Annotated in this window: 37 protein-coding genes; 3 read left to right on the top strand and 34 right to left on the bottom strand. The window is 56.5% G+C overall.

Features of this window, described 5'->3' with window-relative positions:
• Positions 1–80: 80 nt before the first annotated feature.
• A complete protein-coding gene (locus NL123_RS03390) occupies positions 81–644 on the top strand; it encodes a cysteine hydrolase family protein (protein ID WP_494357201.1) in 564 nt (187 codons plus the stop codon).
• A gap of 21 nt (positions 645–665) precedes the next feature.
• Here NL123_RS03390 and tam read toward each other — a convergent pair whose 3' ends face one another.
• Complete coding sequence (gene tam, locus NL123_RS03385; RefSeq protein ID WP_494357200.1) at positions 666–1,427, bottom strand: trans-aconitate 2-methyltransferase; 762 nt, start codon at positions 1,425–1,427, stop codon at positions 666–668.
• 102 nt (positions 1,428–1,529) lie between these two features.
• On the opposite strand from tam, the gene NL123_RS03380 reads away from it, so the two are divergent.
• Positions 1,530–2,447 (top strand): LysR family transcriptional regulator, encoded by a 918-nt coding sequence (locus tag NL123_RS03380; RefSeq protein ID WP_248484927.1) that lies wholly within the window; start codon positions 1,530–1,532, stop codon positions 2,445–2,447.
• Between the two features lie 57 nt (positions 2,448–2,504).
• On the opposite strand, the gene NL123_RS03375 is transcribed toward NL123_RS03380, so the two are convergent.
• Positions 2,505–3,020 carry a single-stranded DNA-binding protein gene (locus NL123_RS03375; protein ID WP_003232445.1) on the bottom strand — a complete coding sequence of 172 codons (516 nt, stop codon included), beginning with the start codon at positions 3,018–3,020 and terminating at the stop codon, positions 2,505–2,507.
• 9 nt (positions 3,021–3,029) lie between these two features.
• Positions 3,030–4,424, bottom strand: a complete 1,395-nt coding sequence (locus NL123_RS03370) for an MFS transporter (protein WP_248484929.1) — start codon at positions 4,422–4,424, stop codon at positions 3,030–3,032.
• A gap of 178 nt (positions 4,425–4,602) precedes the next feature.
• Between NL123_RS03370 and uvrA the strand changes: the two genes are divergently transcribed.
• Positions 4,603–7,437: an excinuclease ABC subunit UvrA gene (gene uvrA / locus NL123_RS03365; protein WP_248484930.1), complete on the top strand. Its 2,835-nt coding sequence runs from the start codon at positions 4,603–4,605 to the stop codon at positions 7,435–7,437.
• A gap of 66 nt (positions 7,438–7,503) precedes the next feature.
• Here the strand turns inward: uvrA and bfr are convergent, their stop codons facing one another.
• From bfr to tuf, 31 genes are all read right to left on the bottom strand, one after another.
• Positions 7,504–7,968: a bacterioferritin gene (gene bfr, locus NL123_RS03360; RefSeq protein ID WP_033900044.1), complete on the bottom strand. Its 465-nt coding sequence runs from the start codon at positions 7,966–7,968 to the stop codon at positions 7,504–7,506.
• A gap of 155 nt (positions 7,969–8,123) precedes the next feature.
• Positions 8,124–9,572, bottom strand: coding sequence for a catalase (locus NL123_RS03355; RefSeq protein WP_494357199.1), 1,449 nt, complete (start codon positions 9,570–9,572; stop codon positions 8,124–8,126).
• Positions 9,573–9,810: 238 nt separating this feature from the next.
• Entirely contained in the window at positions 9,811–10,197 is a 387-nt protein-coding gene (gene rplQ / locus NL123_RS03350) for a 50S ribosomal protein L17 (protein ID WP_003176402.1), read from the bottom strand.
• A gap of 41 nt (positions 10,198–10,238) precedes the next feature.
• The gene (locus NL123_RS03345; protein WP_003176403.1) at positions 10,239–11,240 is read right to left on the bottom strand and encodes a DNA-directed RNA polymerase subunit alpha; all 1,002 of its coding nucleotides are present in this window, start codon (positions 11,238–11,240) and stop codon (positions 10,239–10,241) included.
• A gap of 22 nt (positions 11,241–11,262) precedes the next feature.
• Positions 11,263–11,883, bottom strand: a complete 621-nt coding sequence (rpsD, locus tag NL123_RS03340) for a 30S ribosomal protein S4 (protein ID WP_003176404.1) — start codon at positions 11,881–11,883, stop codon at positions 11,263–11,265.
• Positions 11,884–11,901: 18 nt separating this feature from the next.
• Positions 11,902–12,291 carry a 30S ribosomal protein S11 gene (gene rpsK / locus NL123_RS03335; protein WP_002555466.1) on the bottom strand — a complete coding sequence of 130 codons (390 nt, stop codon included), beginning with the start codon at positions 12,289–12,291 and terminating at the stop codon, positions 11,902–11,904.
• A 30-nt stretch (positions 12,292–12,321) separates the two neighbouring features.
• Positions 12,322–12,678, bottom strand: a complete 357-nt coding sequence (gene rpsM / locus NL123_RS03330; protein ID WP_024077676.1) for a 30S ribosomal protein S13 — start codon at positions 12,676–12,678, stop codon at positions 12,322–12,324.
• A gap of 129 nt (positions 12,679–12,807) precedes the next feature.
• Complete coding sequence (rpmJ, locus tag NL123_RS03325) at positions 12,808–12,924, bottom strand: 50S ribosomal protein L36 (protein ID WP_002555468.1); 117 nt, start codon at positions 12,922–12,924, stop codon at positions 12,808–12,810.
• A 28-nt stretch (positions 12,925–12,952) separates the two neighbouring features.
• Positions 12,953–14,281 (bottom strand): preprotein translocase subunit SecY, encoded by a 1,329-nt coding sequence (gene secY, locus NL123_RS03320; protein ID WP_003176406.1) that lies wholly within the window; start codon positions 14,279–14,281, stop codon positions 12,953–12,955.
• Positions 14,282–14,719, bottom strand: coding sequence for a 50S ribosomal protein L15 (gene rplO / locus NL123_RS03315; RefSeq protein WP_003176407.1), 438 nt, complete (start codon positions 14,717–14,719; stop codon positions 14,282–14,284).
• Positions 14,720–14,722: 3 nt separating this feature from the next.
• A complete protein-coding gene (gene rpmD, locus NL123_RS03310; RefSeq protein ID WP_003176408.1) occupies positions 14,723–14,899 on the bottom strand; it encodes a 50S ribosomal protein L30 in 177 nt (58 codons plus the stop codon).
• 2 nt (positions 14,900–14,901) lie between these two features.
• Complete coding sequence (gene rpsE / locus NL123_RS03305) at positions 14,902–15,402, bottom strand: 30S ribosomal protein S5 (protein ID WP_003176409.1); 501 nt, start codon at positions 15,400–15,402, stop codon at positions 14,902–14,904.
• A gap of 3 nt (positions 15,403–15,405) precedes the next feature.
• Positions 15,406–15,756, bottom strand: coding sequence for a 50S ribosomal protein L18 (gene rplR, locus NL123_RS03300; RefSeq protein WP_003186037.1), 351 nt, complete (start codon positions 15,754–15,756; stop codon positions 15,406–15,408).
• 10 nt (positions 15,757–15,766) lie between these two features.
• The gene (gene rplF, locus NL123_RS03295) at positions 15,767–16,300 is read right to left on the bottom strand and encodes a 50S ribosomal protein L6 (protein ID WP_003194640.1); all 534 of its coding nucleotides are present in this window, start codon (positions 16,298–16,300) and stop codon (positions 15,767–15,769) included.
• A 12-nt stretch (positions 16,301–16,312) separates the two neighbouring features.
• Positions 16,313–16,705 (bottom strand): 30S ribosomal protein S8, encoded by a 393-nt coding sequence (gene rpsH / locus NL123_RS03290; protein WP_010206883.1) that lies wholly within the window; start codon positions 16,703–16,705, stop codon positions 16,313–16,315.
• Between the two features lie 207 nt (positions 16,706–16,912).
• Positions 16,913–17,218: a 30S ribosomal protein S14 gene (rpsN, locus tag NL123_RS03285; RefSeq protein ID WP_003176414.1), complete on the bottom strand. Its 306-nt coding sequence runs from the start codon at positions 17,216–17,218 to the stop codon at positions 16,913–16,915.
• Between the two features lie 13 nt (positions 17,219–17,231).
• Positions 17,232–17,771 (bottom strand): 50S ribosomal protein L5, encoded by a 540-nt coding sequence (gene rplE / locus NL123_RS03280; RefSeq protein ID WP_003194642.1) that lies wholly within the window; start codon positions 17,769–17,771, stop codon positions 17,232–17,234.
• Between the two features lie 22 nt (positions 17,772–17,793).
• A complete protein-coding gene (gene rplX / locus NL123_RS03275; RefSeq protein WP_003176416.1) occupies positions 17,794–18,108 on the bottom strand; it encodes a 50S ribosomal protein L24 in 315 nt (104 codons plus the stop codon).
• An 11-nt stretch (positions 18,109–18,119) separates the two neighbouring features.
• The gene (rplN, locus tag NL123_RS03270; protein WP_002555479.1) at positions 18,120–18,488 is read right to left on the bottom strand and encodes a 50S ribosomal protein L14; all 369 of its coding nucleotides are present in this window, start codon (positions 18,486–18,488) and stop codon (positions 18,120–18,122) included.
• Positions 18,489–18,511: 23 nt separating this feature from the next.
• Positions 18,512–18,778, bottom strand: a complete 267-nt coding sequence (gene rpsQ / locus NL123_RS03265; protein WP_003176419.1) for a 30S ribosomal protein S17 — start codon at positions 18,776–18,778, stop codon at positions 18,512–18,514.
• A 2-nt stretch (positions 18,779–18,780) separates the two neighbouring features.
• Positions 18,781–18,972, bottom strand: coding sequence for a 50S ribosomal protein L29 (gene rpmC / locus NL123_RS03260; RefSeq protein WP_002555481.1), 192 nt, complete (start codon positions 18,970–18,972; stop codon positions 18,781–18,783).
• Complete coding sequence (rplP, locus tag NL123_RS03255) at positions 18,972–19,385, bottom strand: 50S ribosomal protein L16 (RefSeq protein ID WP_003176421.1); 414 nt, start codon at positions 19,383–19,385, stop codon at positions 18,972–18,974. Before rplP ends, rpmC begins: the two co-directional genes overlap by 1 nt.
• Before the next feature lie 12 nt (positions 19,386–19,397).
• Entirely contained in the window at positions 19,398–20,084 is a 687-nt protein-coding gene (gene rpsC / locus NL123_RS03250) for a 30S ribosomal protein S3 (protein WP_003176422.1), read from the bottom strand.
• 13 nt (positions 20,085–20,097) lie between these two features.
• On the bottom strand, positions 20,098–20,430 hold the full coding sequence (rplV, locus tag NL123_RS03245) for a 50S ribosomal protein L22 (protein WP_003103908.1): 333 nt from the start codon (positions 20,428–20,430) through the stop codon (positions 20,098–20,100).
• 11 nt (positions 20,431–20,441) lie between these two features.
• Positions 20,442–20,717, bottom strand: a complete 276-nt coding sequence (gene rpsS, locus NL123_RS03240) for a 30S ribosomal protein S19 (protein WP_003232420.1) — start codon at positions 20,715–20,717, stop codon at positions 20,442–20,444.
• A 16-nt stretch (positions 20,718–20,733) separates the two neighbouring features.
• Positions 20,734–21,558, bottom strand: a complete 825-nt coding sequence (rplB, locus tag NL123_RS03235; RefSeq protein WP_003186055.1) for a 50S ribosomal protein L2 — start codon at positions 21,556–21,558, stop codon at positions 20,734–20,736.
• Between the two features lie 14 nt (positions 21,559–21,572).
• Positions 21,573–21,872 carry a 50S ribosomal protein L23 gene (gene rplW, locus NL123_RS03230; protein WP_002555488.1) on the bottom strand — a complete coding sequence of 100 codons (300 nt, stop codon included), beginning with the start codon at positions 21,870–21,872 and terminating at the stop codon, positions 21,573–21,575.
• Positions 21,869–22,471, bottom strand: coding sequence for a 50S ribosomal protein L4 (gene rplD, locus NL123_RS03225; protein ID WP_003176424.1), 603 nt, complete (start codon positions 22,469–22,471; stop codon positions 21,869–21,871). Before rplD ends, rplW begins: the two co-directional genes overlap by 4 nt.
• A gap of 12 nt (positions 22,472–22,483) precedes the next feature.
• Entirely contained in the window at positions 22,484–23,119 is a 636-nt protein-coding gene (gene rplC / locus NL123_RS03220; protein WP_003194649.1) for a 50S ribosomal protein L3, read from the bottom strand.
• 81 nt (positions 23,120–23,200) lie between these two features.
• Positions 23,201–23,512 carry a 30S ribosomal protein S10 gene (gene rpsJ / locus NL123_RS03215; RefSeq protein ID WP_003186070.1) on the bottom strand — a complete coding sequence of 104 codons (312 nt, stop codon included), beginning with the start codon at positions 23,510–23,512 and terminating at the stop codon, positions 23,201–23,203.
• A gap of 159 nt (positions 23,513–23,671) precedes the next feature.
• Positions 23,672–24,865 (bottom strand): elongation factor Tu, encoded by a 1,194-nt coding sequence (gene tuf / locus NL123_RS03210; protein ID WP_003176426.1) that lies wholly within the window; start codon positions 24,863–24,865, stop codon positions 23,672–23,674.
• Positions 24,866–24,875 lie beyond the last annotated feature (10 nt).

The raw sequence follows: 24,875 nt of genomic DNA, 5'->3' as shown, positions 1-24,875 counted from the left end.
GTTATTGTCGGTGCAGCCAATCCTAAGTGCGGACGCCAGCTAAGATACTGGGCCCATCAACCCATCACGAGGCAACACACATGGCCAAGCAAGCGCTCATCCTAATCGATATCCAGAACGACTACTTCTCCCAGGGCAAGTGGCCACTTGACGGCGTGGACGCCGCGGCGGACAAGGCTGCACAGGTGCTGCAGGCGTTTCGCAAGACGGGTGATGCGGTGATTCATGTACGTCATGAGTTCACCTCCGATGACGCGCCGTTCTTCACGCCGGGCTCCGAGGGCGCGCACCTGCATGGCAAAGTGCTGAACCAGGGCAATGAGCCGGTGGTGCTCAAGCATTTCGTGAATGCGTTTCGCGAAACCAACCTGCGTGCCCTGCTGGAACAGCGCAGCATCACGGACCTGGTGGTGGTCGGCAGCATGAGCCATATGTGCATCGACGCGGTGGTGCGGGCGGCGGCGGACCTGGGCTACACGGTTACGGTGATTCATGACGCCTGTGCGACTCGGGACCTGGAGTTCAATGGGCAGGTGATTCCGGCGGCGCAGGTGCATGGGGCTTATATGGCGTCGCTGGCGTTTGGGTATGCGGGCGTGGTATCGGCGGATGAATACTTGAAGGCGCAAGCGGCGGCGGCATGACCGCCACTTGTCGCTGCGGCGTCAGCGGGTCGCGATGATGAACAGGCGCGGAAACGGCAGCAGCACGGTGCCATCGGCCAGGGCTGGATAAGCCTGGGTGATCCGCGCCTGGTATTCCTGTAGGAACGCGGCTTTTTCATCGCCAGTCAACAGTGCGAGAAAGGGTCGCAGCGCCGAGGCTTTGAACCACTCCACCACTGCCGCGTGATCCGCCAGCGGGTGCAGATAGGTGGTGCGCCACACATCGACGGTACTGCAGTGCTGACTCAGCAGCTCGTAGTAGTAACTCGCGGCGTGGCGCTCATTGTGTTTGACCGCGCCGATTTTTGCAGACCAGGGGCCATCGGCGGCGACTTCGCGGGCCAGCCGGTGGGCGGGCTCATCCAGATTGTCCGGGGTTTGTACCGCCAGCGTACCGCCAGGGGTCAGTTGGCGGACCAGGTGCGGGTACAGCGCGGCGTGGTCCGGCAACCATTGCAGGGACGCGTTGGCCAGGATCACATCGAAGGCTTGCGCAGGCTTCCAGGCACCGATATCCGCCAGTTCGAAGTTAAGCGCCGGTAGCCGCTTGCGGGCGTCGGCCAGCATGTCATCGGAGCTGTCCATGCCGGTGACATGGGCTTGAGGAAAGCGCTCGGCCAGCACTTCAGTGGAGTTGCCGGGTCCACATCCAAGGTCAACGGCATTGCGTACCTCGGTATTCGCAATGGCCGCGACCAGATCACGGACAGGACGGGTGCGCTGCTGTTCGAACATCGTGTACTGCTTGGCTGACCAGGTCATCACGGCTTTCCTTCTTTTTGAGGGTGGCTGCAAGCCTAAATCTTGTGAGCCATGAGAACAAATGCCAGGATTGACGCACTCCCATACCTGAAAAGTATCCCGATGCTGGAACTTCGCCAACTCAAGGCCTTCGTTGCCATCGCCGAAGAAGGCTACATCACCCGTGCCGCCGAACGCCTGGGCATGCAGCAACCACCGTTGACGCGGATGCTGCAAAGCCTTGAAGCCGAGTTAGGCGTGGTCTTGATGGAGCGCTTGCCCCGTGGCGTACGCCCCACTACGGCCGGGCTCGCGTTACTGGACGAAGCGCGGCAGATTCTCGCCCAGGCAGATAGGGTTGCAGAGGTGGTGCGCCGTGCCGCACGCGGTGAACGGGGGCGCCTGGCAATCGGCTTCACCAGCTCGGCGGCGCTGCATCCCTTTGTGCCGAGCGTTTTACGGCGGTTTCGCGAAACCTTTGTCGGCGTGACAGTGGTGCTGGAGGAAGCCGGGACCGGCGAACTGCTGGACGCGTTAATACACGAGAAGCTCGACGCCGCGTTTATCCGCTCGCCCCTCAGCGGGACGCAATCGTTGCAGGACGAACCGATCCTGGTAGAACCCATGTTGCTGGCGCTACCGACGGAGCATCCCTTGGCAATCGATTCAGGATCGCCCCTGCCCTTGGCGGCATTGGCGACGGAGTCTTTCGTGCTGTATCGCCGGCGCGTGGGGTTGGGCTTGTATGACGCGATTCTGGTGGCATGCCGAGAAGCTGGGTTCAGCCCGCAGGTGGTCCAGGAAGCCCCGCGCATGACCGCGACCCTGAGCCTGGTGGCGGCGGGGCTTGGGGTGTCCATTGTCCCGGCGTCGATGCAGCGCTTGCGCGGGGATGGCATCGTTTATCGGGCGTTGACGGAGTGCCGCAGCCTGGTGGCGCCGTTGCATCTGGCGACGCGGATCGATGACAGTTCGGCGGTGTTGCAGCGGTTCAAGGAGATGGTTGTCACCGCCGCGTCGACTGAAGCTGACCACGGGTAATAAAAAACCCCCGAGGCCTGAGCCAGCGGGGGTTCTGTGTGTTCCGGGTTTTAAACCTCAGAACGGGATATCGTCATCAAAGCTGTCGAAATCCGGAGCCGGCTGCGGCGCGGCTTGTTGTGGTGCTGGACGCGACTCACGCTGCGGCTGCTGGCTTGGCTGCGGACGCGACTGCTGTGGACGCGGTGCCGAGTTGGACATGCCGCCCTGGCCCTGTTGGTCGCCCTGTGGACGGCCGCCCAGCAGTTGCATGGTGCCTTGCATGTCGACCACGATTTCAGTGGTGTAACGCTTGATGCCGTCTTTTTCCCACTCGCGGGTCTGCAGCTTGCCTTCGATATAGACCTGCGAACCTTTGCGCAGGTACTCGCCGGCGATCTCTGCGACCTTGCCGAACATCGACACACGGTGCCATTCGGTTTTCTCGACCTTCTGGCCGGTCTGCTTGTCGGTCCACTGTTCGCTGGTCGCCAGACTCAGGTTGGTCACGGCGTTACCGTTAGGCAAGTAGCGAACTTCGGGATCCTGGCCGCACGTACCGACCAATATGACTTTGTTAACCCCACGGGCCATAACGTTCTCCTAGGCTGGGCGCGCTGTCGGCACTGGGTTGACCAGTTGCTCGAGCGTCGCGCGATCCAATAATTCGGTGTCCAATTTGATGTAGATGGCGGCTTCTTCAGCAACAACCACGGCATCGGTAACCCCAGTAACGGCCTTAAGGCGCTCGACCAGACCGGCTTCGCGGATCGCTTCGGGCGATAACGGCAAACGCAGACTCGTCACATAGGGAGGTTCGCGCATGGTAACAGCAAAGGCTAGCCAGAGGGCAGCCAGACCTGCGCATCCAAGGAACACAACCGACAAACCGCCGTGCTGGAACATCCAGCCACCCATGATGCCGCCCAGTGCGGAACCCAGGAACTGACTGGTGGAATACACCCCCATCGCCGTCCCTTTGCCGCCGGCCGGTGAAACTTTACTGATCAGCGAAGGCAGCGATGCCTCCAGCAGGTTGAACGCGGTGAAGAACACCACCGTGCCGATTACCAGCGCTCGCAGGCTGTCGCCGAACTGCCAGAAGAATAGCTCAGTGAGCATCAGCGTCGCGACGGCGCCGAGCAAAACTCGTTTCATTTTGCGTTTCTTCTCGCCATAGATGATGAACGGGATCATGGCGAAGAACGAAATCAGCAACGCTGTGAGGTAGACCCACCAGTGCTGCTCCTTGGGCAGGCCGGCTTTTGACACCAGCGCCAGGGGCAAGGCGACAAAGCTGCACATCAGCATGGCGTGCAACACAAAGATACCTAAATCCAGGCGGAGCAGGTCCGGGTGCTTGAGCGTCGGCAACAGGGCTTTGCGCGCAACGCCGGACTCACGGTGCTGCAACGTGCCGGTGGAGCGCGGCACCATAAAGGCCACGATCACGATGCCGAACAGTGCCATGCCGCCGGTGGCGAGAAACAGCCCGTGCAGCCCGAACGCGCGGGTCAGCAAGGGGCCGACCACCATGGCCACGGCAAACGACAGGCCGATGGTCATGCCGATCATGGCCATGGCCTTGGTGCGGTGTTGTTCGCGGGTCAGGTCCGACAGCAACGCCATGACCGCAGCGGAAATCGCGCCGGCGCCTTGGAGGATGCGCCCGGCGATCACACCCCAGATGGAATCGGCTTGAGCCGCGAGCACGCTGCCGAGGGCAAACACGATCAGCCCCAGGTAGATCACCGGGCGGCGACCAATGCGGTCGGAAATGATCCCGAACGGTATCTGAAAAATCGCCTGGGTCAGGCCGTAGGCACCAATGGCCAGGCCGATCAATGCGGGGGTCGCGCCAGCGAGATCCATGCCATAGGTCGCCAGTACCGGCAACACCATAAACATGCCCAGCATACGGAAGGCGAACACCAGGGCCAGACCGCTTGCCGCTCGGGTCTCGCCGCTACTCATGCGTTCGCTGTGGGGATCGTGCATGGAAAAACCTCGTGTGAACCGGCGGCGATTCTACCAGTCCCATCGATTGAGAGGGTATATGCGGCGCTTTGCCGCGCAGCTTTCATCTAAGGCTGCACACGGCCTTTTGACAGTGTATATTCATCCAGTCTTTAGCCGTATACTCCGGCATTATTTATGCCCGCCGTGCGAGGCCATCTTGGACAAGATCCTGATTCGTGGGGCTAGAACCCACAACCTGAAGAACATCGACCTGACCCTGCCCCGGGACAAACTGATCGTCATCACCGGCTTGTCCGGGTCCGGCAAATCGTCGCTGGCGTTCGACACGCTGTATGCCGAAGGCCAGCGCCGCTATGTGGAATCGCTGTCGGCCTACGCCCGGCAGTTCCTGTCGATGATGGAAAAGCCCGATGTCGACACCATTGAAGGCTTGTCGCCGGCGATCTCCATCGAGCAGAAGTCGACCTCCCATAACCCGCGTTCCACCGTGGGCACCATCACCGAAATCTACGACTACCTGCGCCTGCTGTATGCACGCGTGGGTATTCCGCGTTGCCCTGACCACGACATACCCCTGGAAGCCCAGACCGTCAGCCAGATGGTCGACCTGGTGCTGGCCCAGCCGGAAGGCGCCAAGCTGATGCTGCTGGCACCGGTGATTCGTGAGCGCAAGGGCGAACACCTTTCCGTCTTCGAAGAGCTGCGGGCGCAAGGTTTTGTGCGGGCACGGATCAACGGCAAGCTGTATGAGCTGGACGAAGCGCCGAAGCTCGACAAGCAGAAGAAGCACTCGATCGATGTCGTGGTCGACCGCTTCAAGGTGCGCGCCGACCTGCAGCAGCGCCTGGCGGAATCCTTCGAAACCGCATTGAAACTGGCCGACGGTATTGCGCTGGTAGCACCGATGGACGACGAACCGGGCGAAGAGATCATCTTCTCCGCCCGCTTTGCCTGCCCGATCTGCGGCCATGCCATCAGCGAGTTGGAACCCAAGCTGTTTTCCTTCAACAACCCGGCCGGCGCCTGCCCGACCTGCGATGGCCTGGGCGTTAAGCAGTTCTTCGATATCAAGCGCCTGGTCAACGGTGACCTGACGCTGGCGGAGGGCGCCATACGCGGCTGGGACAGGCGCAACGTCTATTACTTCCAAATGCTGGGGTCGCTGGCGTCGCACTATAAATTCAGCCTCGAAGTGCCTTTCAATCAACTGCCGGCGGACCAGCAGAAAGTCATCCTTCACGGCAGCGGTTCGCAGAACGTCGACTTCAAGTACCTGAACGACCGTGGCGATATCGTCAAACGCTCCCACCCGTTCGAAGGCATCGTGCCGAACCTTGAGCGTCGCTACCGCGAGACCGAATCGGCCAGCGTGCGCGAAGAGTTGGCGAAATTCCTCAGCACCCAGCCTTGCCCGGATTGCCGCGGCACTCGCCTGCGTCGTGAGGCACGGCATGTGTGGGTCGGCGAGAAGACATTGCCAGCGGTGACCAACCTGCCGATCGGTGATGCCTGCGAATACTTTGGCGTGCTCAAGCTGACCGGTCGCCGTGGGGAGATCGCCGACAAGATCCTCAAGGAAATCCGCGAGCGGCTGCAGTTCCTGGTCAACGTTGGCCTGGACTACCTGTCGCTGGATCGCAGCGCCGATACCTTGTCTGGCGGTGAAGCCCAACGGATTCGCCTGGCCAGCCAGATTGGCGCCGGTCTCGTGGGGGTGTTGTACATTCTTGATGAGCCGTCCATTGGTTTGCACCAGCGGGACAACGATCGCCTGCTGGGTACGTTGAAACACCTGCGGGATATCGGCAACACGGTGATCGTGGTCGAGCACGATGAAGACGCGATTCGCCTGGCGGATTACGTGGTTGATATCGGCCCGGGCGCGGGCGTGCATGGCGGACATATTGTCGCCGAGGGCACGCCTGCAGAAGTCATGGCGCACCCGGACTCGCTGACCGGTAAGTACCTGTCCGGCCGGGTGAAGATCGAAGTACCGGCAAAGCGCACTCCACGTAACAAGAAGCTGGCGCTGCACCTCAAGGGCGCACGCGGCAACAACCTGCGCAATGTAGACCTGGAAATCCCGCTGGGGCTGCTGACCTGCGTGACCGGTGTTTCCGGCTCCGGCAAGTCGACGCTGATCAACAACACGCTGTTCCCGTTGAGTGCCACTGCCCTGAATGGCGCGACCACCCTGGAAGCAGCGGCCCATGACAGCATCAAGGGCCTGGAGCACCTAGATAAGGTGGTCGATATCGACCAAAGCCCGATTGGCCGTACCCCACGCTCCAACCCGGCGACCTACACCGGACTGTTCACACCGATTCGTGAGCTGTTTGCGGGCGTACCGGAATCACGCTCACGGGGCTACGGACCGGGTCGGTTCTCGTTCAACGTCAAGGGCGGCCGCTGTGAAGCGTGCCAGGGCGATGGCTTGATCAAGGTGGAGATGCACTTCCTCCCGGACATCTACGTGCCGTGCGATGTGTGTAAGAGCAAGCGCTATAACCGCGAAACGCTGGAGATCAAATACAAGGGCAAGAGCATCCACGAAACCCTCGAGATGACCATCGAGGAAGCGCGGGAGTTCTTCGACGCCGTTCCGGCACTCGCGCGCAAGCTGCAGACCCTGATGGATGTGGGCCTGTCGTATATCAAGCTGGGGCAGTCGGCGACCACGCTGTCCGGTGGTGAAGCGCAACGGGTGAAACTGTCCCGCGAGCTGTCAAAGCGCGATACCGGCAAGACCCTGTATATCCTTGATGAGCCGACCACCGGCCTGCACTTCGCGGATATCCAGCAATTGTTGGACGTGCTGCACCGCCTGCGCGACCACGGCAACACCGTGGTAGTGATCGAGCACAACCTTGACGTGATCAAGACTGCCGATTGGCTGGTAGACCTCGGGCCGGAAGGTGGTTCCAAGGGCGGTCAGATTATCGCTGTGGGCACGCCGGAGCAGGTCTCCGAAATGCCGCAGTCGCACACTGGTTACTACTTGAAGCCGTTGCTGGAGCGCGACCGGGCCTGACTTTTTCAGGCTCAATAAAAAGCCCCTGTCACTTTACGGTGACAGGGGCTTTTTCGTATCCGGGAATCAGAACTGCGATTGCAGGTAATTCTCCAGGCCGATCAGCTTGATCAGGCCCAGCTGCTTTTCCAACCAGTAGGTGTGATCTTCTTCGGTGTCATTCAACTGCACGCGCAGGATTTCCCGCGTGACAAAGTCGCTGTGCTGCTCACAGAGCTCGATGCCTTTGCAAAGCGCAGCACGGACCTTGTACTCGAGACGCAGGTCGGCAGCGAGCATGTCAGGGACCGTGGTGCCCACATCCAGGTCATCCGGACGCATACGTGGCGTGCCTTCGAGCATGAGGATACGGCGCATCAGTGCGTCGGCGTGCTGTGCCTCTTCTTCCATTTCGTGGTTGATACGCTCGTAGAGCTCAGTAAAGCCCCAGTCTTCGTACATACGCGAGTGGATGAAATATTGGTCACGAGCCGCCAGTTCGCCCGTCAGCAACGTGTTGAGGTAATCGATTACGTCGGGGTGACCTTGCATCGCCCTACATCTCCCTGCTTGAAAGTCTGTAGTTTGAACCATGATGACTCGAAGGTCACGGGACCAACGGCAGAAAAGTGAAGATTTTCCGAGAAAAGTGGCGGAATTAACGCAAAAACCGCCCAAATGAGGGCGGTTCTGCTTATCGTTTAGAGTCAGTTAAGCGATACACCCAGCGCCTTTGCGATTGCTTCTCCATAAGCCGGATCGGCCTTGTAGAAATGCTGCAGTTGGCGCTGAACCACGTCAGTGGAAACACCCCCCATTGCGCCGGCAATGTTGTTGGTGAGCAAGTCTTTCTGCTCATCGCTCATCAAGCGGAACAGTGCACCGGCATGGCTGTAGTAATCGGTGTCTTCACGGTGATCGTAGCGATCAGCCGCACCGCTCAAGGCCAAGGCAGGCTCAGCGTACTGAGGAGCCTGTTTCGGCGCATCGGCGTAGCTGTTCGGCTCGTAGTTAGGTGCAGCACCGCCGTTGCTGCCGAACGCCATCGAACCATCACGCTGGTAGCTGTTCACCGGGCTACGTGGGGCGTTCACCGGCAAGTGCTGGTGATTGGTGCCGACACGGTAGCGGTGGGCATCTGCGTAGGCAAAGACACGACCTTGCAGCATGCGGTCTGGCGACAGGCCTACGCCTGGAACCATGTTGCTCGGGCCGAATGCGGCTTGTTCCACTTCAGCAAAGTAGTTCTGCGGGTTGCGGTTCAACTCCAGTTCGCCGACTTCAATCAAAGGGAATTCCTTCTGCGACCAGGTTTTGGTCACATCGAAAGGATTCTCGTAATGAGCGTTGGCCTGGGCCTCGGTCATGATCTGGATGCACACGCGCCATTTCGGGAAATCACCGCGCTCGATCGCACCAAACAGATCGCGCTGGGCATAGTCCGGATCAGTACCGGCCAGGCGAGCAGCTTCGGCGGGTGCCAGATTCTTGATGCCCTGTTTGGTCTTGTAGTGCCACTTGACCCAGTGACGCTCGCCCTTGGCGTTTATCAGGCTATAGGTGTGGCTGCCAAAGCCGTGCATGTGGCGGTAGCCATCAGGGATGCCACGGTCCGAGAACAGGATGGTGACCTGGTGCAGCGCCTCTGGCGAGTGAGACCAGAAGTCCCACATCATTTGCGCGCTCTTCAGGTTGCTTTGCGGCAGACGCTTCTGGGTGTGGATGAAGTCAGGGAACTTCAATGGGTCGCGAATGAAGAATACCGGGGTGTTGTTGCCAACGATGTCCCAGTTGCCTTCTTCGGTATAGAACTTCAGGGCGAAGCCGCGTGGGTCGCGCTCGGTATCCGCCGAACCGCGTTCGCCACCCACTGTGGAGAATCGCAAGAAGGTAGGCGTTTGCTTACCGACGGACTCGAACAGTTTGGCGCTGGTGTATTGAGTAATGTCTTGGGTAACCGTGAAGGTGCCGTAGGCACCCGAGCCCTTGGCGTGTACGCGGCGCTCCGGGATGTTTTCACGGTTGAAGTGAGCGAGCTTCTCGATCAGGTAAAAATCGTCGAGGAGCAACGGACCGCGCGGGCCGGCAGAACGGGAATTCTGGTTGTCCGCAACGGGAGCGCCGCTGGCGGTAGTAAGGATTTTATTCTGGCTCATGTTCAATTTCCCTCAGGTCAGACTTGGAACTGCCGGCTAATCGGCTTGGAGGGAGTATTGATCATCAATATGACGTCTACAAATTCATTAAATTGTAGGCTTCGATAGAAAATAACTACCAAACTCCCCGCGACTCATAGTGCCAAGCACAACCGACAGAAAATTGTACAAATCGCGCTTTTCTTACGCGCACAAAAAACCGGGCACTAGGCCCGGTTCTTCGTTACAGCTTGTCGTCTTACTCGGCGCTTACAGCTTCGCCAGCAGTAGCACGATCAACCAACTCGACGTACGCCATAGGCGCGTTGTCGCCAGCGCGGAAACCGCACTTGAGGATGCGCAGGTAGCCACCCTCACGGGTAGCGTAACGCTTGCCCAGATCGTTGAAGAGCTTACCAACGATAGCTTTCGAACGAGTACGGTCGAAAGCCAGACGGCGGTTAGCCAGGCTGTCTGTCTTGGCCAAAGTAATCAGCGGCTCAGCAACGCGACGCAGTTCTTTAGCTTTCGGCAGTGTAGTTTTGATCAGCTCGTGCTCGAACAGCGACACCGCCATGTTTTGGAACATGGCCTTGCGGTGCGAGCTGGTACGGCTCAGGTGACGACCACTTTTACGATGACGCATGGTTCATTCCTTACCAAACTCACGTTCGGTGATTACGACGATCAGGCAGTCGCCTTGTCGTCCTTCTTAAGACTTGCAGGCGGCCAGTTGTCGAGGCGCATGCCGAGGGACAGACCGCGGGAGGCCAGAACGTCCTTGATTTCAGTCAAGGATTTCTTGCCCAGGTTCGGAGTCTTCAACAGTTCTACTTCGGTACGCTGAATCAGGTCGCCGATGTAGTAAATGTTTTCCGCCTTAAGGCAGTTAGCCGAACGTACAGTCAGTTCCAGATCGTCAACCGGGCGAAGCAGGATCGGATCGATCTCGTCTTCCTGCTCGATTACCACTGGTTCGCTGTCACCTTTGAGGTCGACGAACGCAGCCAACTGCTGTTGCAGGATGGTTGCAGCGCGGCGGATAGCCTCTTCAGGATCCAGAGTACCGTTGGTTTCCAGATCAATAACCAGCTTGTCCAGGTTAGTACGCTGCTCGACACGGGCGTTTTCCACCACGTATGCGATGCGGCGAACCGGGCTGAACGAAGAGTCAAGCTGCAAGCGACCAATGCTGCGGCTTTCGTCTTCATCGCTCTGACGCGAGTCGGCCGGTTCATAACCACGACCACGAGCTACGGTGAGCTTCATGTTCAGGGCGCCGTTAGACGCCAGGTTAGCGATTACGTGATCGGGGTTAACGATCTCGACATCATGATCCAGCTGAATATCGGCAGCGGTAACCACCCCCGAACCCTTCTTCGACAAGGTCAGCGTAACTTCGTCACGGCCGTGCAGCTTGATAGCCAGACCTTTAAGGTTCAACAGGATTTCAATTACGTCTTCCTGTACACCTTCGATGGCGCTGTACTCGTGGAGCACACCGTCAATCTCGGCCTCGACTACTGCACAGCCGGGCATTGAGGACAACAGGATGCGGCGCAGCGCGTTGCCCAGGGTGTGGCCAAAACCACGCTCGAGAGGCTCGAGAGTAATTTTGGCGCGGGTTGGACTGACAACCTGCACATCAATGTGGCGGGGTGTCAGGAACTCATTTACCGAAATCTGCATGGATGCACCTATTTTCTAGCCCTTACTTGGAGTAGAGCTCGACAATCAGGCTTTCGTTGATGTCGGCGGACAGATCACTGCGAGCAGGAACGTTCTTGAAAACGCCCGACTTCTTCTCAGTGTCTACTTCTACCCATTCTACGCGGCCACGTTGGGCACACAGATCGAGAGCTTGGACAATGCGAAGTTGGTTTTTTGCTTTCTCGCGAACTGCGACCACGTCACCAGCACGAACCTGGTAGGACGGAACGTTTACGGTCTGACCGTTAACGCTGATCGACTTGTGCGATACCAGCTGACGGGATTCGGCACGAGTCGAACCAAAGCCCATACGGTATACAACGTTGTCCAGACGGCATTCGAGCAGTTGCAGCAGGTTTTCACCGGTTGCACCTTTCTTGCCAGCAGCTTCTTTGTAGTAGCCGCTGAACTGACGCTCGAGAACGCCGTAGATACGACGGACCTTCTGCTTTTCACGCAGTTGGGTGCCGTAATCGGACTGGCGACCGCGGCGTTGGCCGTGGATACCAGGTGCTGCTTCAATGTTGCACTTCGATTCGATCGCGCGCACGCCGCTCTTCAGGAAGAGATCGGTGCCTTCGCGACGAGCGAGTTTGCATTTTGGACCAATGTAACGAGCCATTCTTTACAATCTCCTGGATTACACGCGGCGCTTCTTCGGCGGACGGCACCCGTTGTGCGGGATTGGCGTCACGTCGGTGATGCTGGCGATCTTATAGCCACAGCCGTTCAAAGCACGGACAGCAGACTCACGACCTGGACCTGGACCTTTGACGTTAACGTCGAGGTTTTTCAGGCCGTATTCCAGCGCAGCTTGACCAGCACGTTCAGCAGCTACTTGAGCAGCAAACGGGGTGGACTTGCGGGAACCGCGGAAACCCGAACCACCGGAGGTAGCCCAAGAAAGCGCGTTACCTTGACGGTCGGTGATGGTCACGATGGTGTTGTTAAAAGAAGCATGGATGTGGGCGATGCCATCAACCACTGTCTTTTTAACTTTTTTACGAGGACGAGCAGCAGGTTTTGCCATGATAATTTTCCTGTCGATTCGCTGGGGCGATTACTTGCGGATCGGCTTACGCGGACCTTTACGGGTACGCGCGTTAGTCTTGGTACGCTGACCGCGCACTGGAAGACCACGACGATGACGCAGACCGCGATAGCAACCGAGGTCCATCAAACGCTTGATTTTCATGTTGATTTCGCGACGCAGGTCACCTTCAGTGGTGAACTTCGCCACTTCGCCACGCAGCAATTCAATCTGCTCGTCGCTCAGATCCTTGATCTTAGCGGCTGGGTTTACCCCAGCAACTGCGCAAATTTTCTGCGCAGTAGTGCGACCAACACCATAGATGTAGGTCAGCGAGATAACAGTGTGCTTGTTATCTGGAATGTTAACGCCTGCAATACGGGCCATTCAGTGGGACTCCAATTGACAGCTACCTACGCCCCGGAAGCCAAGAAATAGGGCGCGAGATAATATCGCTGTAATAACAAATAATCAACCCGGCAGCGCACTAGCTGCCGGGCTTCAAGCGGATCACACTCAGCCTTGGCGCTGTTTGTGACGCGGTTCCGCGCTGCAAATTACTCGAACAACACCTTCGCGGCGAATAATCTTGCAGTTACGGCACAGCTTTTTCACCGATGCACGAACTTTCATCACCAACTCCTCGAACCTTATGGGGTACTCAGCGCAACATGCCGCTGCCGTAGCCCTTCAGGTTGGCTTTCTTCATCAGGGATTCGTACTGGTGCGAAACGAGGTGCGATTGTACTTGGGACATGAAGTCCATCACAACCACGACCACGATCAGCAACGAGGTCCCGCCAAGGTAGAACGGAACGTTTGCTGCAACCACCAGGAACTGGGGCAACAAGCACACGGCCGTCATATATAGAGCACCGAACAGGGTCAAACGAGTCAGAACGCCATCAATGTAGCGTGCAGACTGCTCACCTGGACGGATGCCCGGAATAAAGGCACCGGACTTCTTCAGGTTTTCCGCTACGTCTTTCGGATTGAACATCAACGCCGTATAGAAGAAGCAGAAGAAAATAATCCCTGCACTAAACAGCAGAATATTCAACGGCTGACCAGGAGCGATCGACTGAGAGAGGTCCTGCAGCCAGCCCATATTTTCAGACTGACCAAACCAGGTACCCAACGAAGCCGGAAACAGCAAAATGCTGCTCGCGAAAATTGCCGGAATAACACCGGCCATATTCACTTTCAGCGGCAAGTGGCTGGTCTGCGCAGCAAAAACCTTACGGCCCTGCTGACGCTTGGCGTAGTGAACAGCAATACGACGCTGGCCACGCTCAATGAACACCACAAAACCGATAATCGCTACTGCCAGCAAACCGATGGCAACCAAGGCAAAAATGTTGATATCACCCTGACGTGCAGACTCGAAAGACTGCCCAATCGCTCTCGGAAGACCGGCGACGATACCTGCGAAAATCAACATCGAGATACCGTTGCCAACACCACGCTCAGTAATCTGCTCACCCAGCCACATCATGAACATCGCACCAGCCACAAAAGTGGATACCGCGACGAAATGGAAGCCAAAGTCACCAGTGAACGCAACACCCTGCCCGGCCAGGCCAACGGACATGCCGATAGCTTGGACCAAGGCGAGGATGACAGTGCCGTAGCGGGTGTACTGGCTAATCTTGCGACGGCCAGCTTCACCTTCCTTCTTCAACTGCTCCAGCTGCGGACTGACGGCGGTCATCAGTTGCATGATGATCGATGCCGAGATGTACGGCATGATCCCCAGTGCAAAGATGCTCATCCGTTCCAGCGCGCCGCCGGAAAACATGTTGAACAAGCTAAGAATGGTCCCCTCATTCTGTCGAAACAGGTCTGCGAGTCGGTCCGGGTTGATACCTGGAACCGGGATGTGTGCGCCTATTCGGTAGACGATAATCGCCAGGAACAGAAAACGCAGACGAGCCCAAAGTTCAGACATACCGCCTTTGCCGAGCGCTGAGAGAGCACCTTGCTTAGCCATTTATTCCTCGAACTTGCCGCCAGCTGCTTCGATAGCCGAACGCGCACCTTTGGTGGCGCCGATTCCCTTGCCGATAGTGACAGCGCGAGTCACTTCACCGGACAGCATGATTTTCACGCGCTGTACGTTGACGTTGATCACGTTGGCATCTTTCAGGGTCTGCACAGTAACGATGTCGCCTTCCACTTTAGCCAGCTCGGACAGACGCACTTCTGCGCGATCCATGGCTTTCAGAGAAACGAAACCGAACTTAGGCAGGCGACGATGCAGCGGCTGTTGACCGCCTTCAAAGCCTGGAGCGATGGTGCCACCGGAGCGGGAGGTTTGACCTTTGTGGCCACGGCCACCAGTCTTACCCAAACCGCTACCGATACCACGGCCCGGACGATGCTTTTCGCGACGGGAACCCGGCGCTGGACTCAGATCATTGAGTTTCATCGATTAACCCTCTACACGCAGCATGTAGTAAGCCTTGTTGATCATCCCGCGATTCTCGGGAGTATCCTGGACTTCTACAGTGTGACCGATGCGACGCAGACCCAAACCTTTAACGCACAGTTTGTGGTTAGGGATGCGGCCGGTCATGCTTTTGATCAGCGTTACTTTAACGGTAGCCATGATCAGAAGATCTCCTTGACAGTCAGGCCACGCTTGGCAGCGATGGACTCAGGAGATTGCATAGCTTTCAAACCTTTGAAAGTGGCGTGAACCACGTTTACTGGGTTAGTCGAGCCGTAGCACTTGGCCAGAACGTTCTGAACGCCAGCAACTTCGAGGACAGCACGCATAGCGCCGCCAGCGATGATACCGGTACCTTCAGAAGCAGGCTGCATGTACACCTTCGAAGCGCCATGGGCGGACTTCATTGCGTACTGCAGAGTGGTGCCGTTCAGATCAACTTGGATCATGTTGCGACGAGCAGCTTCCATTGCCTTCTGGATCGCAGCAGGCACTTCACGTGACTTGCCACGGCCGAAGCCAACACGCCCTTTACCATCACCTACCACGGTCAACGCGGTGAAAGTGAAGATACGGCCGCCTTTAACGGTTTTGGCTACGCGGTTAACTTGAACCAGCTTCTCAATGTAGCCTTCGTCGCGCTTTTGGTCGTTATTTGACATAACTTAGAACTCCAGCCCAGCTTCACGAGCAGCATCAGCCAGCGCTTTCACGCGACCGTGGTACTTGAAGCCAGAGCGGTCGAAAGCCACTTGCGAGACGCCAGCGGCCTTAGCACGCGTAGCGACCAGCTGGCCAACCTTTGTGGCCGCGTCGATGTTGCCGGTGGCACCATCACGCAGTTCTTTATCCAAAGTCGAGGCGCTTGCCAGGACTTTGTTGCCGTCGGCCGAGATGACCTGGGCGTAGATGTGCTGCGACGAGCGGAACACGCAGAGACGCACGACTTCGAGTTCGTGCATTTTCAGGCGTGCTTTGCGAGCGCGACGCAGTCGAGTAACTTTTTTGTCGGTCATTTGCTATGCCCTACTTCTTCTTGGCTTCTTTACGACGGACGACTTCGTCCGCGTAGCGCACACCTTTGCCTTTGTACGGCTCTGGTGGACGGAAGTCGCGGATCTCAGCGGCCACTTGACCTACCAGCTGCTTGTCGATGCCCTTGATCAGGATATCGGTCTGGCTAGGAGTCTCAGCAGTGATGCCCGCTGGCAGTTCGTAATCCACAGGGTGCGAGAAGCCAAGGGCCAGGTTCAAAACCGTGCCTTTTGCTTGCGCTTTGTAACCAACACCGACCAGCTGGAGCTTACGCTCGAAGCCTTGGCTTACGCCTTGGACCATGTTGTTTACCAACGCACGCGTGGTACCGGCCATTGCGCGAGTTTGTTGATCGCCATTGCGAGCAGCGAAACGCAGCTCACCAGCTTCTTCAACGATCTCAACGGACGAATGGATGTTCAGTTCAAGAGTACCCTTGGCACCCTTCACCGAAAGCTGTTGGCCTGCGAATTTGACTTCGACACCGGCTGGCAGCTTAACGGGGTTCTTAGCGACGCGAGACATGCTTATCCCCCCTTAGAACACAGTGCAAAGAACTTCGCCGCCGACACCGGCAGCGCGCGCAGCACGATCCGTCATCACACCTTTGTTGGTGGAGACGATAGACACGCCCAGACCGCCACGAACTTTCGGCAGATCTTCAGCGGACTTGTACTGACGCAGGCCTGGACGGCTAACGCGCTTCACTTCCTCGATGACCGAACGGCCTTCGAAGTACTTCAGCTCGATGGACAGCAGTGCTTTTACATCGCTGCTGATCTGATAACCCGCAATGTAGCCTTCGTCTTTCAGGACTTTGGCAACAGCTACCTTCAACTTGGAAGATGGCATGCTTACGACGGACTTTTCAGCCATCTGGGCATTACGGATACGAGTTAGCATGTCCGCTAACGGGTCCTGCATACTCATGGGCTAGACGCTCCTAATACAAAAAAATTAGCCTTTGCGGCTACATATGTCGCCGAGAATCTCCGGGTAAAACACACGGGCTCAGGCGAGCCGCGTATTTTAGACACACTCCAGAAATGAAACAAGCCCCAAAAGGGGCTTGTTCCAGATTCAAGGTCACCGGTGGTCGTTATCTTGCGATTCGAACCACCTGGACTTCGAAAGTACTTACCAGCTGGCTTTAACCAGACCTGGTACGTCACCACGCATTGCCGCTTCACGCAGTTTGTTACGGCCGAGGCCGAACTTGCGGTAAACGCCGTGTGGACGACCGGTCAGGCGGCAGCGGTTACGCATGCGCGAGGCGCTTGCGTCACGTGGCTGCTTCTGCAGGGCAACTGTCGCTTCCCAACGTGCTTCTGGACTTGCGTTCAGATCAACGATGATTGCTTTCAGTGCTGCACGCTTCTTGGCGTACTTGGCAACCGTGAGCTGACGCTTCAGCTCGCGGTTTTTCATGCTCATCTTGGCCATGGTCCTACTCCAATCAGTTGCGGAACGGGAATTTGAAAGCACGCAACAGGGCGCGACCTTCATCATCGTTCTTGGCAGTGGTGGTCAGGGTGATGTCCAGACCGCGGAGAGCATCGATCTTGTCGTAGTCGATCTCCGGGAAGATAATCTGCTCTTTCACGCCCATGCTGTAGTTACCACGACCATCGAAGGACTTGGCATTCAGGCCGCGGAAGTCGCGAACCCGAGGCAGGGAGATCGACAGCAGACGATCCAGGAACTCATACATACGCTCACGGCGCAGGGTCACTTTGACGCCGATCGGCCAACCTTCACGGACTTTAAAGCCAGCGATGGATTTCCGAGCGTAGGTCACAACGACTTTCTGGCCGGTGATCTTTTCCAGGTCAGCAACAGCGTGCTCGATGACTTTTTTGTCACCGATCGCTTCGCCCAGACCCATGTTCAGGGTGATTTTGGTAACGCGCGGAACTTCCATCACGTTCCCAAGCTTAAGTTCTTCCTTAAGCTTAGGGGCGATTTCCTTCCGGTAAATCTCTTGTAGTCGTGCCATGGTCTAATCTACCTAGCAGTGTTCAAGCATCAACCGCTTTTTGGGTCGACTTGAAGACACGAATTTTCTTACCGTCTTCTACTTTGAAACCAACGCGGTCAGCCTTGTTGGTTTCGCCGTTGAAGATGGCGACGTTAGAAGCGTCCAGCGGAGCTTCTTTCTCGACGATACCGCCCTGCACGCCCGACATCGGGTTAGGCTTGGTATGACGCTTGACCAGGTTCAGACCACCGATAACCAGACGGTTATTAGCGAGAACCTTAAGCACCTTACCGCGCTTACCTTTGTCTTTGCCGGCGATCACGATGATCTCGTCGTCACGACGAATCTTTTGCATGTCGGATCTCCTTACAGCACTTCTGGGGCGAGCGAGACGATCTTCATGAACTTCTCAGTACGAAGCTCACGGGTCACTGGCCCAAAGATACGGGTGCCGATCGGCTCTTGCTTGTTGTTCAGAAGAACAGCAGCGTTGCCATCAAAGCGGATAATGGAGCCATCAGCACGACGTACGCCGTGGCGAGTGCGGACTACAACAGCAGTCATCACTTGGCCTTTTTTCACTTTACCGCGAGGAATTGCTTCCTTCACGGTAACTTTGATGATGTCACCGATACCAGCGTAACGACGATGGGAGCCACCCAGCACCTTGATGCACATAACACGGCGAGCGCCGCTGTTATCGGCCACATCGAGCATGGATTGAGTCTGAATCATATAATTTCTCCGACCCCTAGTCCTTAGACTTCCACAGCGCGTTCGAGAACATCAACCAGTGCCCAAGACTTGGTCTTGGCCAGCGGACGAGTTTCACGAATAGTGACTTTGTCGCCGATGTGGCACTGATTGGTTTCGTCGTGCGCGTGCAGCTTAGTCGAACGCTTAACATATTTACCGTAGATCGGGTGCTTAACGCGACGCTCGATCAGAACGGTGATGGTTTTGTCCATCTTGTCGCTGACAACACGGCCAGTCAGCGTACGGACAGTCTTTTCGGCTTCAGCCATGATCACTTACCTGCCTGCTGGTTGAGCACAGTCTTCACGCGAGCGATGTCACGCTTAACTTGCGAGAGCAGATGAGACTGCCCCAACTGGCCAGTTGCTTTCTGCATACGCAGATTGAACTGGTCGCGCAGCAGGCCGAGCAGTTGCTCGTTCAGCTGCTGTGCGGATTTTTCACGAAGTTCATTCGCTTTCATCACATCACCGTCCGTTTAACAAAGGAGGTGGCGAGCGGCAGCTTTGCAGCAGCCAGGGCGAAAGCCTCACGCGCCAGCTCTTCAGAAACACCCTCGATTTCATACAGGACTTTGCCTGGCTGAATCTGGGCTACCCAGTATTCCACGTTACCCTTACCTTTACCCATCCGAACCTCGAGAGGTTTTTTGGAGATCGGCTTGTCCGGGAATACACGGATCCAGATCTTGCCGCCACGTTTCACGTGACGGGTCAGTGCACGACGCGCTGACTCGATCTGACGAGCGGTGAGACGACCACGAGCTACAGACTTCAGCGCGAACTCGCCGAAGCTGACTTTGCTACCGCGCTGAGCCAGACCACGGTTGTGGCCTGTCATCTGCTTGCGGAACTTCGTACGCTTAGGTTGCAACATTTGGCGTACCCCTTACTTAGCAGCTTTTTTACGAGGCGCTGGTGCTTGTGGTTTCAGTTCTTCTTGGCGACCACCAATTACTTCGCCTTTGAAGATCCAAACCTTTACACCGATCACACCGTAAGTGGTGTGAGCTTCGTAGTTGGCATAGTCGATGTCGGCACGCAGGGTGTGCAGTGGCACACGACCTTCGCGATACCATTCAGTACGTGCGATTTCAGCACCGCCGAGACGACCGCTCACTTGGATTTTGATGCCTTTGGCACCAATGCGCATGGCGTTCTGTACAGCGCGCTTCATAGCGCGACGGAACATTACGCGACGCTCCAGCTGCTGAGCTACGCTCTGCGCAACCAGCATACCGTCGAGCTCCGGCTTGCGGATCTCTTCGATATTGATGTGCACAGGCACACCCATTTGCTTGGTCAGGTCCTGACGCAGTTTCTCAACATCTTCACCTTTCTTCCCGATAACAATACCTGGACGAGCGGTGTGGATGGTGATACGTGCAGTTTGCGCCGGACGATGGATATCGATACGGCTTACGGACGCGCTTTTTAGTTTGTCTTGGAGATACTCACGCACCTTCAGATCAGCGAACAAGTAGTCCGCATAAGTCCGACCGTCTGCGTACCAGACGGAGGTGTGCTCCTTGACGATTCCCAGGCGAATGCCAATGGGATGTACTTTCTGACCCATCTCTTCGACTCCGTTACTTGTCAGCAACCTTGACAGTGATATGGCAAGACCGCTTGACGATGCGATCAGCACGGCCTTTGGCACGTGGCATGATGCGCTTCAGCGAACGCCCTTCGTTGACGAAAACGGTGCTGACCTTCAGGTCATCAACGTCTGCGCCTTCGTTATGCTCGGCGTTGGCTACGGCCGACTCCAGCACTTTCTTCATGATCTCGGCGGCTTTCTTACTGCTGAAAGCCAACAGGTTGAGCGCTTCGCCCACCTTCTTCCCGCGGATCTGGTCGGCGACCAAGCGGGCTTTCTGGGCGGAGATTCGAGCGCCCGACAACTTAGCGGCTACTTCCATTTCCTTACCCCTTAACGCTTGGCTTTCTTGTCTGCCACGTGCCCACGATAAGTGCGGGTACCGGCAAACTCGCCTAGTTTGTGGCCGACCATGTCTTCGTTCACGAGAACTGGGACGTGCAAGCGACCGTTGTGTACAGCGATGGTCAGACCGACCATTTGTGGCAGGATCATCGAACGACGCGACCAGGTCTTAACTGGTTTGCGATCGTTCTTTTCCGCCGCCACTTCGATCTTCTTCAGTAGGTGAAGATCAATAAAAGGACCTTTTTTCAGAGAACGTGGCACTGTCGTATCCCTCTATTTACTTGCGACGACGGACGATCATTTTGTCGGTACGCTTATTACCACGAGTCTTCGCGCCCTTAGTCGGGAAGCCCCATGGCGATACCGGATGACGACCACCAGAGGTACGACCTTCACCACCACCGTGTGGGTGGTCAACCGGGTTCATGGCAACACCACGAACGGTTGGGCGAACGCCACGCCAGCGTTTGGCACCAGCTTTACCCAGCGAACGCAGGCTGTGCTCGGAGTTCGAGACTTCGCCCAGGGTCGCGCGGCATTCAGCCAGCACTTTACGCATCTCACCAGAACGCAGACGCAGGGTCACGTAGACACCTTCACGAGCGATCAGCTGAGCCGAAGCACCAGCGGAACGAGCGATTTGCGCGCCTTTACCTGGCTTCAATTCGATGCCGTGTACGGTGCTACCAACTGGAATGTTGCGCAGTTGCAGAGCGTTGCCCGGCTTGATCGGTGCCAGGGCACCTGCGATCAGCTGGTCGCCAGCGCTCACGCCTTTAGGGGCAATGATGTAGCGACGCTCGCCATCTGCGTACAGCAGCAGAGCGATGTGAGCAGTACGGTTTGGATCGTATTCGATACGCTCGACAGTGGCAGCGATGCCATCTTTGTCGTTGCGACGGAAGTCGACCAGACGATAATGCTGCTTATGGCCACCACCGATGTGACGAGTGGTAATACGACCATTGTTGTTACGACCACCAGACTTCGATTTTTTCTCGAGCAGCGGTGCGTGAGGAGCGCCTTTATGCAGCTCCTGGTTGACCACCTTGACCACAAAACGGCGGCCAGGGGAAGTCGGTTTGCATTTAACGATTGCCATGATGCACCCCTTCCTTACTCAGCACTGCTGCTGAAATCGAGATCTTGGCCTGGCTGAAGGGAGATAACTGCCTTCTTCCAGTCATTACGCTTGCCCAGACCGCGAGCAGTGCGCTTGCTCTTACCCAGAACATTCAGGGTAGTAACACGCTCTACTTTCACGCTGAACAGGCTTTCGACGGCCTTCTTGATTTCCAGCTTGGTTGCGTCAGTTGCAACCTTGAAAACGAACTGGCCTTTCTTGTCAGCCAGAACCGTAGCCTTTTCGGAAACGTGCGGGCCAAGCAGAACTTTAAATACGCGTTCCTGGTTCATCCCAGCAGCTCCTCGAATTTCTTCACGGCCGACACGGTGATCAACACCTTGTCGTATGCGATCAGACTAACTGGATCGGAACCTTGCACGTCACGTACATCAACGTGTGGCAGGTTGCGAGCAGCCAGGTACAGGTTCTGATCAACAGCTTCCGACACGATCAAAACGTCGGTCAGGCTCATGTTGTTCAGTTTGCCCAGCAGATCTTTGGTTTTCGGGCTTTCAACAGCGAAGTCCTGAACCACGACCAGACGGTCAGTACGCACGAGTTCAGCAAGGATGGAGCGCAGAGCTGCGCGGTACATCTTCTTGTTGAGCTTCTGCGAGTGATCCTGCGGACGAGCTGCGAAAGTGGTACCGCCGCCACGCCAGATTGGACTACGGATAGTACCGGCACGAGCACGGCCAGTACCTTTCTGACGCCAAGGGCGCTTACCGCCACCACGTACGTCGGAACGGGTCTTTTGCTGCTTGCTACCTTGACGGCCGCCGGCCATGTAGGCCACGACTGCTTGGTGAACCAGCGTCTCGTTGAATTCGCCGCCAAATGTCAGTTCGGAAACTTCGATCGCTTGAGCGTCATTTACATTTAATTGCATGTCAGCTTCCCCTTAACCGCGAGCCTTGGCCGCTGGACGTACAACCAGGTTGCCGCCAGTAGCGCCAGGAACAGCACCCTTGACCAACAACAGATTGCGTTCAGCGTCGACGCGCACTACTTCGAGGGACTGCACGGTCACGCGCTCAGCGCCCATATGACCGGACATTTTTTTGCCCTTGAATACACGACCAGGAGTCTGGCACTGGCCAATAGAGCCCGGGACGCGGTGGGAAACGGAGTTACCGTGAGTGTTGTCTTGGCCACGGAAATTCCAACGCTTGATCGTACCCTGGAAGCCTTTACCTTTGGACTGACCGGTTACATCAACCAGTTGACCAGCAGCGAAGATTTCAGCGTTGATCAGATCGCCAGCCTGGTAGTCACCGTCTTCAAGACGGAACTCCATAACAGTGCGACCAGCTGCAACGTTTGCTTTAGCGAAGTGGCCTGCTTGAGCAGCAGTCACACGCGAAGCACGACGCTCGCCGACAGTGACTTGCACTGCACGATAGCCATCGGTTTCTTCAGTTTTGAACTGGGTGACGCGATTCGGCTCGATCTCAATGACCGTGACCGGAATGGAGACACCTTCTTCGGTGAAAATACGGGTCATACCGCATTTACGACCGACTACACCAATAGTCATGTTGTAAACCTCATGAGTGTACGGGGCTTTCACCCGCTATGGCCGCCCATTTCAGAGCGTTACACGACTAAGACCCGAGTCTTAGCCGAGGCTGATCTGTACTTCCACACCGGCCGCCAGATCGAGCTTCATAAGTGCATCAACGGTTTTATCCGTTGGCTGGACAATGTCCAGTACGCGCTTATGAGTACGGATCTCGTACTGGTCACGCGCGTCTTTGTTGACGTGCGGGGAGACCAGAACGGTGAACCGCTCTTTACGGGTAGGCAGTGGAATTGGACCACGCACTTGTGCACCAGTACGTTTCGCGGTTTCCACGATTTCCTGGGTGGATTGGTCGATCAGGCGATGGTCAAAAGCCTTCAACCTGATACGGATTTGCTGATTTTGCATTGGATTTCAGACTCCGGCTGCTATTCCCAGCGAGCGCAATACGCCCGTTAAAAGGAGGCGCAATTCTATAGACGGCCCTGATAGGTGTCAACCCAATAAAAAAGGCCCCCGCTGAGCGGGGGCCTTTTCAAAACATCAGAGCTATCTCAGAAGAGATAATTACTCGATGATTTTAGCTACGACGCCAGCACCAACGGTACGGCCGCCTTCACGGATTGCGAAACGCAGACCGTCTTCCATAGCGATGGTTTTGATCAGGGTGACAACCATTTTGATGTTGTCGCCTGGCATTACCATTTCTACGCCTTCCGGCAGTTCGCAGTTACCAGTCACGTCAGTAGTACGGAAGTAGAACTGTGGACGGTAGCCTTTGAAGAACGGAGTGTGACGACCGCCTTCTTCTTTGCTCAGCACGTACACTTCAGCTTCGAACTTGGTGTGCGGCTTAACCGAACCTGGCTTAACCAGAACCTGGCCACGCTCAACGTCGTCACGCTTGGTACCACGCAGCAGAACGCCGCAGTTCTCGCCAGCACGACCTTCGTCGAGCAGCTTACGGAACATTTCAACACCGGTGCAGGTGGTGACGGTAGTGTCACGCAGACCAACGATTTCCAGTGGATCTTGAACCTTGACGATACCGCGCTCGATACGACCAGTTACAACAGTACCGCGACCGGAAATCGAGAATACGTCTTCGATTGGCATCAGGAACGGCTTGTCGATAACACGGACTGGATCTGGGATGTAGCTGTCCAGAGTCTCAACCAGCTTACGAACGGACGTGGTGCCCATTTCGTTGTCGTCTTTGCCTTCCAGAGCCATACGAGCAGAACCGATGATGATCGGAGTGTCGTCACCTGGGAAGTCGTAAGTGCTCAGCAGATCGCGCACTTCCATCTCAACCAGTTCCAGCAGCTCAGCGTCGTCTACCAGGTCAGCCTTGTTCAGGTAAACCACGATGTACGGAACGCCTACCTGGCGGGACAACAGGATGTGCTCACGGGTTTGTGGCATCGGACCATCAGCGGCCGAGCAAACCAGGATAGCGCCGTCCATTTGAGCAGCACCGGTGATCATGTTCTTCACATAGTCAGCGTGACCTGGGCAGTCAACGTGAGCGTAGTGACGGATCAGCGAGTTGTATTCAACGTGCGCGGTGTTGATGGTGATACCACGAGCTTTTTCTTCTGGCGCGCTGTCGATTTTATCGAAATCAACGATTGCGGAACCGAAAACTTCGGAGCAAACGCGAGTCAGAGCAGCAGTCAGAGTGGTTTTACCGTGGTCAACGTGACCGATGGTGCCAACGTTGACGTGCGGTAGGGAACGATCAAATTTTTCTTTAGCCACGACAATTAAC

This window comes from Pseudomonas sp. FBCC-B1565 (assembly GCF_059133265.1).
Note: the sequence above shows the minus strand (reverse complement) of the source record. Positions and strands in the feature narration are given on the sequence as shown.

What these genes read in the sequence shown, in the direction of transcription:
- rpmJ (WP_002555468.1), bottom strand. Translation starts at nt 12,924, where the DNA reads ATGAAAGTTCGTGCATCGGTGAAAAAGCTGTGCCGTAACTGCAAGATT.
- NL123_RS03375 (WP_003232445.1), bottom strand. Translation starts at nt 3,020, where the DNA reads ATGGCCCGTGGGGTTAACAAAGTCATATTGGTCGGTACGTGCGGCCAG.
- rplR (WP_003186037.1), bottom strand. Translation starts at nt 15,756, where the DNA reads ATGACCGACAAAAAAGTTACTCGACTGCGTCGCGCTCGCAAAGCACGC.
- rpsD (WP_003176404.1), bottom strand. Translation starts at nt 11,883, where the DNA reads ATGGCTCGTTACATTGGTCCAAAATGCAAACTCGCTCGTCGCGAAGGC.
- rplV (WP_003103908.1), bottom strand. Translation starts at nt 20,430, where the DNA reads ATGGAAGTAGCCGCTAAGTTGTCGGGCGCTCGAATCTCCGCCCAGAAA.
- rplX (WP_003176416.1), bottom strand. Translation starts at nt 18,108, where the DNA reads ATGCAAAAGATTCGTCGTGACGACGAGATCATCGTGATCGCCGGCAAA.
- rplN (WP_002555479.1), bottom strand. Translation starts at nt 18,488, where the DNA reads ATGATTCAGACTCAATCCATGCTCGATGTGGCCGATAACAGCGGCGCT.
- secY (WP_003176406.1), bottom strand. Translation starts at nt 14,281, where the DNA reads ATGGCTAAGCAAGGTGCTCTCTCAGCGCTCGGCAAAGGCGGTATGTCT.
- bfr (WP_033900044.1), bottom strand. Translation starts at nt 7,968, where the DNA reads ATGCAAGGTCACCCCGACGTAATCGATTACCTCAACACGTTGCTGACG.
- tam (WP_494357200.1), bottom strand. Translation starts at nt 1,427, where the DNA reads ATGACCTGGTCAGCCAAGCAGTACACGATGTTCGAACAGCAGCGCACC.
- NL123_RS03380 (WP_248484927.1), top strand. Translation starts at nt 1,530, where the DNA reads ATGCTGGAACTTCGCCAACTCAAGGCCTTCGTTGCCATCGCCGAAGAA.
- rpmC (WP_002555481.1), bottom strand. Translation starts at nt 18,972, where the DNA reads ATGAAAGCGAATGAACTTCGTGAAAAATCCGCACAGCAGCTGAACGAG.
- rpsM (WP_024077676.1), bottom strand. Translation starts at nt 12,678, where the DNA reads ATGGCCCGTATTGCAGGCGTTAACATTCCAGATAACAAGCACACTGTT.
- rplO (WP_003176407.1), bottom strand. Translation starts at nt 14,719, where the DNA reads ATGAAACTCAATGATCTGAGTCCAGCGCCGGGTTCCCGTCGCGAAAAG.
- rplE (WP_003194642.1), bottom strand. Translation starts at nt 17,771, where the DNA reads ATGGCACGACTACAAGAGATTTACCGGAAGGAAATCGCCCCTAAGCTT.
- rpsH (WP_010206883.1), bottom strand. Translation starts at nt 16,705, where the DNA reads ATGAGTATGCAGGACCCGTTAGCGGACATGCTAACTCGTATCCGTAAT.
- rplD (WP_003176424.1), bottom strand. Translation starts at nt 22,471, where the DNA reads ATGCAATTAAATGTAAATGACGCTCAAGCGATCGAAGTTTCCGAACTG.
- NL123_RS03345 (WP_003176403.1), bottom strand. Translation starts at nt 11,240, where the DNA reads ATGCAGATTTCGGTAAATGAGTTCCTGACACCCCGCCACATTGATGTG.
- rpsC (WP_003176422.1), bottom strand. Translation starts at nt 20,084, where the DNA reads ATGGGTCAGAAAGTACATCCCATTGGCATTCGCCTGGGAATCGTCAAG.
- rplC (WP_003194649.1), bottom strand. Translation starts at nt 23,119, where the DNA reads ATGACTATTGGTGTAGTCGGTCGTAAATGCGGTATGACCCGTATTTTC.
- NL123_RS03390 (WP_494357201.1), top strand. Translation starts at nt 81, where the DNA reads ATGGCCAAGCAAGCGCTCATCCTAATCGATATCCAGAACGACTACTTC.
- rpsE (WP_003176409.1), bottom strand. Translation starts at nt 15,402, where the DNA reads ATGTCAAATAACGACCAAAAGCGCGACGAAGGCTACATTGAGAAGCTG.
- rplF (WP_003194640.1), bottom strand. Translation starts at nt 16,300, where the DNA reads ATGTCTCGCGTCGCTAAGAACCCCGTTAAGCTGCCAGCCGGTGTCGAA.
- rplW (WP_002555488.1), bottom strand. Translation starts at nt 21,872, where the DNA reads ATGAACCAGGAACGCGTATTTAAAGTTCTGCTTGGCCCGCACGTTTCC.
- NL123_RS03370 (WP_248484929.1), bottom strand. Translation starts at nt 4,424, where the DNA reads ATGCACGATCCCCACAGCGAACGCATGAGTAGCGGCGAGACCCGAGCG.
- rpmD (WP_003176408.1), bottom strand. Translation starts at nt 14,899, where the DNA reads ATGGCTACCGTTAAAGTAACGCTGATCAAAAGCATGACCGGCCGCATC.
- NL123_RS03355 (WP_494357199.1), bottom strand. Translation starts at nt 9,572, where the DNA reads ATGAGCCAGAATAAAATCCTTACTACCGCCAGCGGCGCTCCCGTTGCG.
- rpsN (WP_003176414.1), bottom strand. Translation starts at nt 17,218, where the DNA reads ATGGCCAAGATGAGCATGAAAAACCGCGAGCTGAAGCGTCAGCTCACG.
- rplQ (WP_003176402.1), bottom strand. Translation starts at nt 10,197, where the DNA reads ATGCGTCATCGTAAAAGTGGTCGTCACCTGAGCCGTACCAGCTCGCAC.
- rpsQ (WP_003176419.1), bottom strand. Translation starts at nt 18,778, where the DNA reads ATGGCTGAAGCCGAAAAGACTGTCCGTACGCTGACTGGCCGTGTTGTC.
- rpsJ (WP_003186070.1), bottom strand. Translation starts at nt 23,512, where the DNA reads ATGCAAAATCAGCAAATCCGTATCAGGTTGAAGGCTTTTGACCATCGC.
- rplP (WP_003176421.1), bottom strand. Translation starts at nt 19,385, where the DNA reads ATGTTGCAACCTAAGCGTACGAAGTTCCGCAAGCAGATGACAGGCCAC.
- rpsK (WP_002555466.1), bottom strand. Translation starts at nt 12,291, where the DNA reads ATGGCAAAACCTGCTGCTCGTCCTCGTAAAAAAGTTAAAAAGACAGTG.
- rplB (WP_003186055.1), bottom strand. Translation starts at nt 21,558, where the DNA reads ATGGCAATCGTTAAATGCAAACCGACTTCCCCTGGCCGCCGTTTTGTG.